This window comes from Embleya sp. NPDC001921, from assembly GCF_053594475.1.
Genome location: NZ_JBSFEO010000112.1, coordinates 1 through 9,144 on the forward strand (window position 1 = coordinate 1; position 9,144 = coordinate 9,144).

At 75.5% G+C, this 9,144-nt stretch carries 2 protein-coding genes; both read left to right on the forward strand.

Annotated features, from left to right (window positions below; all coding sequences use genetic code 11):
* Positions 1-50 precede the first annotated feature (50 nt).
* On the forward strand, positions 51-7,130 hold the full coding sequence (locus tag ACWCPW_RS50930; protein WP_449768495.1) for a type I polyketide synthase: 7,080 nt from the start codon (positions 51-53) through the stop codon (positions 7,128-7,130).
* A gap of 48 nt (positions 7,131-7,178) precedes the next feature.
* A partial coding sequence (locus tag ACWCPW_RS50935) for a type I polyketide synthase (protein WP_449768496.1) occupies positions 7,179-9,144 on the forward strand: 1,966 nt, incomplete at its 3' end.

A 9,144-nucleotide genomic window follows, 5' to 3' on the forward strand; every position in this document is an offset into this window, starting at 1 on the left:
TCACCGGGCGGATCGCCGGTGTCGCGGAACTGACCGATCCCGATTACTGGGTGCGTCAGGTACGCGAACCGGTCCGCTTCGCCGACGGGATCGACACGCTCATCGCCGAGGGCACCACCGCGTTCGCGGAGATCGGTCCGGACGCGGTGGGCGTCGTGATGACCCGGGAGAACACCGATCCGCGGACCGGACCGACCATCGTGCCGTTCCTGCGCCGGGATCACCCCGACACCCGGGTCGTGAGCACCGCGCTGGCCGCCCTGCACACTGCGGGAATTCGGGTCGACTGGGCCGGTGTCCTGGCCGAGCGCGGCGGTAGGCGCGTGGAGTTGCCGACCTTCGCGTTTCAGCGGCGGCGCTACTGGATCGCCACCGAACACCCTTCCGCCGCCCGGACCGATGCCGTCGCCCCCGGACCCGTCGGCGTCGACCCCGAGGCGGGCGGGCGGTACCTGGTCCGGTGGCGACCGGTCGCCGAAATGCCCGGTGCCGGGCTGTCCGGCAGGTGGCTGGTGATCGCGTCCGGAGCGGCCGGCGCCGCGCTCGGCGCGGCGGGTGGGCGCGCGCTCGAAGAGCGCGGCGCGCACGTGGAACTCCTCGTCGTCGAGCCCGGCGCGGCGAACCGCGAGTCGCTGACCGAACGGTTGCGGGCGTACCCCGACCTCACCGGCGTCGTCTCGCTGCTGGGACGGGAGACGGCGCCCGACCGCGACGTGCCGGGGCTGAGTTCGGGCCTGTCCGGCACGCTTGCTCTCGTAAAGGCACTGTGCGACCTCGGACTCGACGGGCGGGCGCGGCTGTGGAGTCTGACCCAGGGCGCGGTGAGCACGGGCCCGTCGGATCTGCTGCGGCACGTCGAACAAGCCCAGGTCTGGGGCCTGGGCCGGACCGTTGCGTTGGAGCACCCCTCGCTGTGGGGCGGCCTGATCGACCTGCCCGACGCGCCCGACGAGCCGACCTGGTCCCGGGTCGCCGCGATGATCGCCGACGGCGCCGAGGACCAGATCGCCGTGCGCTCGGCCGGTGCGTGGGTGCGGCGGCTGTCCGCCGCGCGAGCGACGGGCGGCTGTGCCGACTGGCGGCCGACCGGCCGGATCCTGATCACCGGAGGCACCGGCGGTCTCGGTGCCCGCGTGGCCCGGTGGGCCGCGGAACGCGGCGCGGACGACGTGGTGTTGGTCAGCCGGCGGGGCGCGGACACCCCCGGCGTGGATCGACTCGTCGCCGACCTCGCCGACCTCGGCGCGCGCACGACCGTCGCGTCCTGCGACCTCGCGGACCGGGCCGCACTGGCCCGTCTCGTCGCCGAACTGGAAGCCGACGGCGATCCGATCGGGGCCGTCGTGCACACCGCGGGCGTCGTCCGCGACCGCGCGGTCCTGGACACCGACCCGCGAAGCTGCGCGGACATCCTCGCGGGCAAGGCGGTCGGCGCCGCGAATCTCGACGCGGTGCTGGGCGAGCGCCGGTTGCACGCCTTCGTGTTGTTCTCCTCGGTCGCCGGGGTGTGGGGCAGCGGTGGGCAGGCCGCCTACGCCGCGGCGAACGCGGCCCTGGACGCGCTGGCCGAGCAGCGCCACGCGCGCGGACTGGCCGCGACCTCGATCGCGTGGGGCCCCTGGGCCGGCGGTGGCATGGTCGGCGCGGACGACCGGGAACGGCTGGCTCGTCGCGGCCTGCGCCCGCTCACCCCGGACGCGGGCCTGGCCGCGCTCGCCCGAGCGGTCGGCGGCCCCGCGCCGGTGGTGGCCATTGCGGACCTGGACCGGCAGCGGTTCACGGCCACCTTCACCGCGCTGCGGGCCGCACCGCTGCTGCGCGAACTCGCGCCGGCGGGCCCCGACCCGGCGGGCGCCGGCACGCGCACGGGCGCGACGGACGGCGAACTCGGCCGCCGGCTCGCCGCGGCACCGCCCGGCGACCGGCCCGCGCTCGCGCTCGACGCGATTCGCGCCCAGGTCGCGCAGGTGCTCGGCCACGCGTCAGCGCGGGCGGTCGACGCCGACCGGGCCTTCCGCGACCTCGGCTTCGACTCGCTCACCACCGTCGAACTGCGCGACCGGCTCAGCGTGCTGATCGGTTTCCCGCTGGCCGTCGCCGCCCTCTTCGACCACCCGTCGTCGGCCGCGCTGGCCGCCCACCTGTGCGACGAACTGCGGGGCGAGGAAAGGCCGATCGGCTCGCCGGTCCCGATCGCCCGGCGGGCGGCGTCGGACGAGCCGATCGCGATCGTCGGCATGGCCTGCCGCTTCCCCGGCGGCGTCGCCTCGCCCGAGGACCTGTGGCGGTTGGTCGCCGCCGGCGGCGACGCCGTCGGGCCCTTCCCGGACGACCGGGGCTGGGACCTGGACGCCCTCTACCACCCGGACCCGGACCATCCCGGAACCTCGTATACCCGGCACGGCGGCTTCCTGCCCGCCGCCGCCGAGTTCGACCCCGGGTTCTTCGGGATCTCGCCGCGCGAGGCGCTGGCCATGGACCCGCAGCAGCGGCTGCTCCTGGAGACGTCGTGGGAGGCGTTCGAACGGGCCGGGCTCGACCCGGCGGCGCTCCGGGGCACCCCCACCGGGGTGTTCGTCGGCGGCTCGCCCTCCGGCTACGGGGCCGGTGGGCGCGGCGCGGAGGGCGCGGAGGGCTATGCGCTCACCGGTGGCGCGGGCAGTGTGTTGTCCGGCCGGCTGGCCTACACCTTCGGGCTGGAGGGCCCGGCGGTGACCGTGGACACCGCGTGCTCGTCCTCGCTGGTGGCGCTGCACCTCGCCGTCCAGGCCCTGCGGCGCGGCGAATGCGCGACGGCCCTGGCCGGGGGCGTCGCCGTGATGGCCGTCCCGGCGGGCTTCGTCGGGTTCAGCCGCCAACGCGGGCTGGCCGAGGACGGCCGCTGCAAGTCGTTCGCCGCGGCGGCCGACGGCACCGGTTGGTCCGAGGGCGCGGGCGTACTGCTGCTCGAACGGCTCTCCGACGCCCGTCGGCGCGGTCACCGGGTGTGGGCGCTCGTGCGCGGCAGCGCCGTCAACCAGGACGGCGCCGGCAACGGGCTGACCGCGCCGAACGGCCTGGCGCAGCAGCGGGTGATCCGACTCGCCCTGGCCGACGCCGAGTTGACGTGCGATCAGGTGGACGCGGTGGAGGCACACGGCACCGGCACCACGCTGGGCGACCCGATCGAGGCGCGGGCGCTGCTCGCCACCTACGGCCGGGAACGGCCCGCCGACCGGCCGCTGTGGCTCGGCTCGGTGAAATCCAACCTCGGGCACGCCGCGGCGGCGGCCGGCATGGCGGGCCTGATCAAGACGGTCATGGCGATGCGGCACGGCCTGCTGCCCAAGACCCTGCACGTCGACGCGCCGTCCCCACACGTCGACTGGTCGACCGGCGCGGTCGAACTGCTCACCGAGAGCGTGCCCTGGCCGGACAGCGATCGGCCGCGCCGGGCCGGCGTCTCCGGATTCGGGATCAGCGGGACGAACGCGCATGTGATCGTGGAGCAGGCGCCGCCCGAGCCGGCCGGCGCCGTGCGGCCCGGGGTCGAGGACCCCGCGGGCGAGGACCCCGCAGGCGAGGACCCCGAGGGCGACGGAGCGGCGGGCGACGATATCGCCGCCCCGCTGCCGTACCCGTTGTCCGCCCGCACCGAACGCGACCTGCGCGCGGTCGCCGACCGACTCCGTGCCCAGCTCGCGCGTCACCCCGAACTCGCCCCGGCCGACCTCGCGTTCTCGCTGGCCGCCACCCGCACCCGGCTTGCCCACCGCGCGGTCGTGGTGGCCCGGGACCGGGCCGGCCTCCGGCGCGCGCTGGACGGCCTCGCGGTGGGCGAGGCGCGGTCGGGCGTCGTCGAGGGAAGCGGCCCGACCCGCGACCGCGTCGTCTTCGTCTTCCCCGGCCAGGGCTCGCAGTGGGCCGGCATGGCCGCCGAACTGCTGCGCGAGGCACCGCTGTTCGCCGAGCACATCGAGCGTTGTGCGGCGGCGCTGGCCCGGTACGTGGACTGGTCGCTCACCGACGTGCTGCGCGACCCGAAGGGCGCCGACCTGGAACGGGTGGACGTCGTACAGCCCGCCCTGTGGGCGGTGATGGTCTCCCTCGCGGAACTGTGGCGCGCCTACGGCGTACGCCCCGCCGCCGTCGTCGGCCACTCCCAGGGCGAGATCGCGGCGGCCTGCGTCGCCGGCGCGCTCACCCTCGACGACGGTGCGCGGATCGTCGCGCTGCGCAGCAGGGCGCTGCGCGACCTGTCCGACCGGGGCCTGATGGCGTCCGTCGCCATGTCGGAGGCCGAGGCCGGCGAACGCGTCGCGGAGTCCGCCGGCCGACTCTCCCTCGCGGCGGTCAACAGTCCCGGTCAGGTCGTGGTATCCGGCGAGGCCGAGGCGGTCCGGGCGCTGGTCGAGGAGGCCGAGCGCGGGCGGATCCTGCCGGTGGACTACGCCTCGCACTCCGCGCACGTCAAGGAGATCCGCGATCGGCTCCGCGCCGACCTGGCCGGGATCGAACCCGTCACCGGCCCGGTGCCGTTCCACTCCACGGTGACGGGCGGACCGTTGGACACCGCGGAGCTGAACCCCGAGTACTGGTACGCCAACCTGCGGCACACCGTCCGGTTCGAACACACCGTCCGGGGCCTGTCGGCGCAGGGCCACGACACGTTCATCGACGTGGGTCCGCACCCCACCCTGGTCACCGTGATCCAGGAAACGGCGGCGGCCGTCGGCGCCGAGGTCGCGGCGGTCGGCAGCCTGCGTCGGGACCAGGGCGGCCTCGAACGTTTCCTGCTCTCGGTCGGCGAGGCGGCCGTTCTCGGCGTCGTGCCCGACTGGGGCGCCGCTCTCGCCGGTCGGCGCGCCCGGGTCGTCGACCTGCCGACCTATCCCTTCCACCGGCGGCGCTACTGGCTGGACGCGGCCGACGGCACGGCCGGTGCGAACGGCGTCCCGGCCGCCGACCCGACCGAGACCCGGTTCTGGGACCTGGTCGAGCAGGAGGAACCGCGAGCCCTCGCCGACCTGCTCGACGCCCCCGACGAGCAGCCGTGGCACGCGGTGCTGCCCGCCCTGCGCGCGTGGCGCCGGCGCGCCCGCGAGCAGCGCGCGGCGGACGGCCGGCGCTACCGCGCCGTCTGGCGGCCCGCCGACGACCTGCCCGACGACCTCCCCGCGCCCACCGCATGGGTGGCCGTCGTGCCGGCCCCGGACCCCACGAGTGACGCACTGCTGGCGGCACTGGCCGACCGGGGCGCGACCGTTGCCACCCTGACCGTCGAACCCGCCCGCGCCACCCGGGCCGAGCTGGCCCGCATCCTCGAAAAGGCGCTGCCCGAGAGCCCCGGGCCGATCGGGATCCTGTCCTTCCTCGGCCGCGCAACCGGCACGCACACCTCGGCGGCACCGGCCGGCCTCGCCGGCACGCTGCTCCTGGCCCAGGCCGTCGCCGACGTCGGCGCCGACACCCGCCTGTGGTGCCTCACCCGGGGCGCCGTCGAGGTCGACGGCGAACAGGCGCCCCCGGACCCGGAACAGGCCCGGATCTGGGGCCTGGGCCGGGTCGCGGCCCTCGAACTGCCGGATCGCTGGGGCGGCTTGATCGACCTGCCGGAGCACTTGGACGCGGACGGCGTCGAGCGGGTGCGCCGGGCACTGGGCAACGCGGCCCACGAGGACCAACTCGCCATCCGGCCGGCCGGTGTCTTCGTCCGCCGGGTGGTGCACGCGCCGCCGGCCGACACCGAAGCCGTACGGGACTGGTGGCCGTCCGGCACCGCGCTGATCACCGGCGGCACCGGCCCGCTGGAGATCCGGCTCGCCCGTTGGCTGTCCGAGCGCGGCGCCGAACACGTCGTCCTGGCCGGTCGCATCGACCCCGACGCCGCCGACCGCCTGCAAGCGGTACTCGCCCCGGGCACCGGGTTCACCACCGCACAGTGCGACCTGAGCGACCGGCGGGAGGTGGCCGGCGTGCTGCGGGGGCTCATCCAGGCGGGCCGACCGATCACCGACCTGCTGCACACCGCGGGCGCCCCGAACCTGGCCACCTTGCGCGACATCGACCCCGCGAGCGTCGCCGAGGCACTGGCCGACAAGGTGGACAGCGCGCGCATCCTGCACGAACTCCTCGACCCGCACCGACTGCGCACCATCGTGTACTTCTCGTCGGTCGCCGCCTTCTGGGGCAGCGGCGAACACGGCGCCCACGCCGCCGCCACCGCACACCTCGACGCCCTCGCCCGGCAACACCGCGCACAGGGCCGGCACGCCCTGTCCGTGGCCTGGTCGGTCTGGGGCCCGACGACCGAGGCGGGCGCGGCCGGTGATCCCGAATCGGCCCGCGCGCTGCGCCGATTGCACCTCGGCGGCCTGCGCCTGCTCGACCCCGATGTCGCCCTGGCCGCACTGCAGCGGGCCCTCGACCACGACGACACCTGCGTGACCGTCGCCGACGTCGACTGGCCGGTATTCACCGGCGCGTTCACCGCCCGGCGGCCCAGCCCGTTGATCGACACCATCCCCGAGGCCCGCGCCGCGCTCGTCGCACAGGCGGGGGAGGCCCGCGCCGTCGCCGACACGGCGGGCGAACTCCGCCACGAGCTGGCCCGGTTGTCCGCCGCCGACCGCTCGCACCGCCTGCTCGACCTGGTCCGCGCGCAGGCCGCCGCGGCCCTCGGCCACGACTCGGTCGAGGAGATCCGGGCCGAACGCGCCTTCAGCGAACTCGGCTTCGAATCCATCACCGCCGTCGACCTGCGCAACCGGCTGAACCGGCGCACCGGCCTCGACCTGCCGACCACCCTCGTGTTCGACCACCCGACTCCGCTCGCCCTGGTCGACCTGCTGGTCGCCGAACTCCTGGCGGAGCAACCCGTGGGCGCCGCCCTCATCCACGGCGAACTCGACCGCCTCGCCGCCGGTTTGGCAGCGGCCGCGGTCGGCGACACGGACCGGGCCGGCATCACCCGGCGGCTTCGGGCGCTGCTCGCCGACTGGAACGACACGGCCGGCCCGACCACCGACGGCGCACCGCCCGCCGGCGCGCCGAACGTCGCCGCGGAACTCGAAGCCGCGTCGGACGACGAGATGTTGGCGTTCATCAACACCCGGCTGGGCCGCGGCACCCCGGCCGGAGGAACGCCGTGACCCGCCCCGACCCCACGAACACCGCGACCGCAGTACCGGAGGACCACCGTGGCCAGTGAAGAGACCCTCCGCGAGTACCTGAAGTGGGCCACGGCCGAACTGCACGACGCACAGCGGCGGATCGAGGCGTTCGAGGCGGCGGCCACGTACACCGAACCCGTGGCGATCGTGGGCATGGCCTGCCGCCTCCCCGGCGGCATCGCCTCACCACGGGACCTGTGGGAACTGCTCGACCGCGGCGGGGACGCGATCGGCCCGCTGCCCCGGGACCGCGGCTGGGACCTGGACCGGCTCTACCACCCCGACCCGGAACACCCCGGCACCAGCTACGCCGCGTCCGGCGGCTTCATCCGGGACGTCGCGGGCTTCGACGCCGACTTCTTCGGGATCTCCCCGCGCGAGGCCCTCGCCATGGACCCGCAACAACGGCTGCTGTTGGAGACCTCGTGGGAGGCCTTCGAGCACGCCGGAATCCGACCGGCCGACACGCGCGGCAGCCGGACGGGCGTGTTCATGGGCACCAACAGCGTGGACTACGGCTGGACGACCGGTCCGGTGCCCGACGAGTACATCGGACACCTGACCACCGGCACGGCCGCCGCCGTACTCTCCGGCCGCCTGTCCTACCTGTACGGGCTCGAAGGCCCTGCGGTGACCGTGGACACCGCGTGCTCGTCCTCGCTGGTGGCCCTGCACCTGGCCGTGCGGGCGCTGCGCAAGGACGAGTGCTCGCTGGCCCTGGTCGGCGGCGTCACGGTGTTGTCGTCCCCGCTCCAGTTCCTCGGCTTCAGCGCCCAGCACGGACTGGCCGAGGACGGCCGCTGCAAGGCGTTCGGGGAGGGCGCCGACGGCATGGGCCTCGCCGACGGCGTGGGCGTGCTCGTGGTCGAGCGGCTGGCCGACGCCCGGCGGGCCGGCCACCGGGTGCTCGCGGTGGTGCGCGGCAGCGCGGTCAACCAGGACGGTGCCGGCAACGGACTGACCGCGCCCAACGGCCCCGCACAGCAGCGGGTCATCCGACTCGCCCTGGCCGATGCCGGCCTGTCGGCCGCCGACGTCGACGCGGTCGAGGCGCACGGCACCGGCACCCGGCTCGGCGACCCGATCGAGGCCCAGGCCCTGCTCGCGACCTACGGTCGGGGCCGCCCCGCGGACCGCCCGCTCTGGCTGGGTTCGGTGAAGTCGAACATCGGCCACACCGGCGCGGCGGCCGGCGTCGCGGGCCTGATCAAGGCCGTCCTGGCGATCCGGGCCAAAACCCTGCCGAAGACCCTGCACGCCGAGGAGCGCTCGACCCGGATCGACTGGTCGGCGGGCGCGGTGGAGCTGCTGACCCGGGCGCGGGAGTGGCCGGTGGTCGATCGTCCGCGACGGGCGGCGGTCTCGTCGTTCGGGATCAGCGGTACGAACGCGCACGTGATCATCGAACAGGCGGACGAGCCGGAGCCGGCGGGGAAGGCGCGGCTTCTCGCGCCCGGGAGGCTGCCGTTCGTGGTGTCGGGCAAGTCCGAGGCGGCACTGCGGGCGCAGGCGGGTCGACTGGCCGAATTCGTGGCCCGGCACCGGGAGTCGGACCCGGCGGCGGTGGCGGCGACGCTGGTCGCGTCACGGTCGGCGTTCGAGTACAGGGGAGTCGTATCGGCCTCGGGGCCGGCCGAGTTGGCGGCGGGACTGACAGCGCTGGCTGCGGGTGAGCCGGCACCGGACGTGGTGTCCGGCGTGGCGCGGTCCTCGGGTCGGACCGTACTGGTGTTTCCCGGGCAGGGGTCGCAGTGGGCGGGGATGGCCGCGGGTCTGCTGGATTCGTCGCCGGTGTTCGCCGAGCGGATCGCGGAGTGCGAGGCGGCGCTCGCGCCTTTTGTGGATTGGTCGTTGACGTCGGTCCTGCGGTCCGGGGCTGGGGCTGGGGCCGGGTCGGGGTCGGGGTCGGGGGAGTGGCTCGGGCGGGTCGATGTGGTGCAGCCGGTGTTGTGGGCGGTGATGGTGTCGTTGGCGGGGTTGTGGGGGTCGTTCG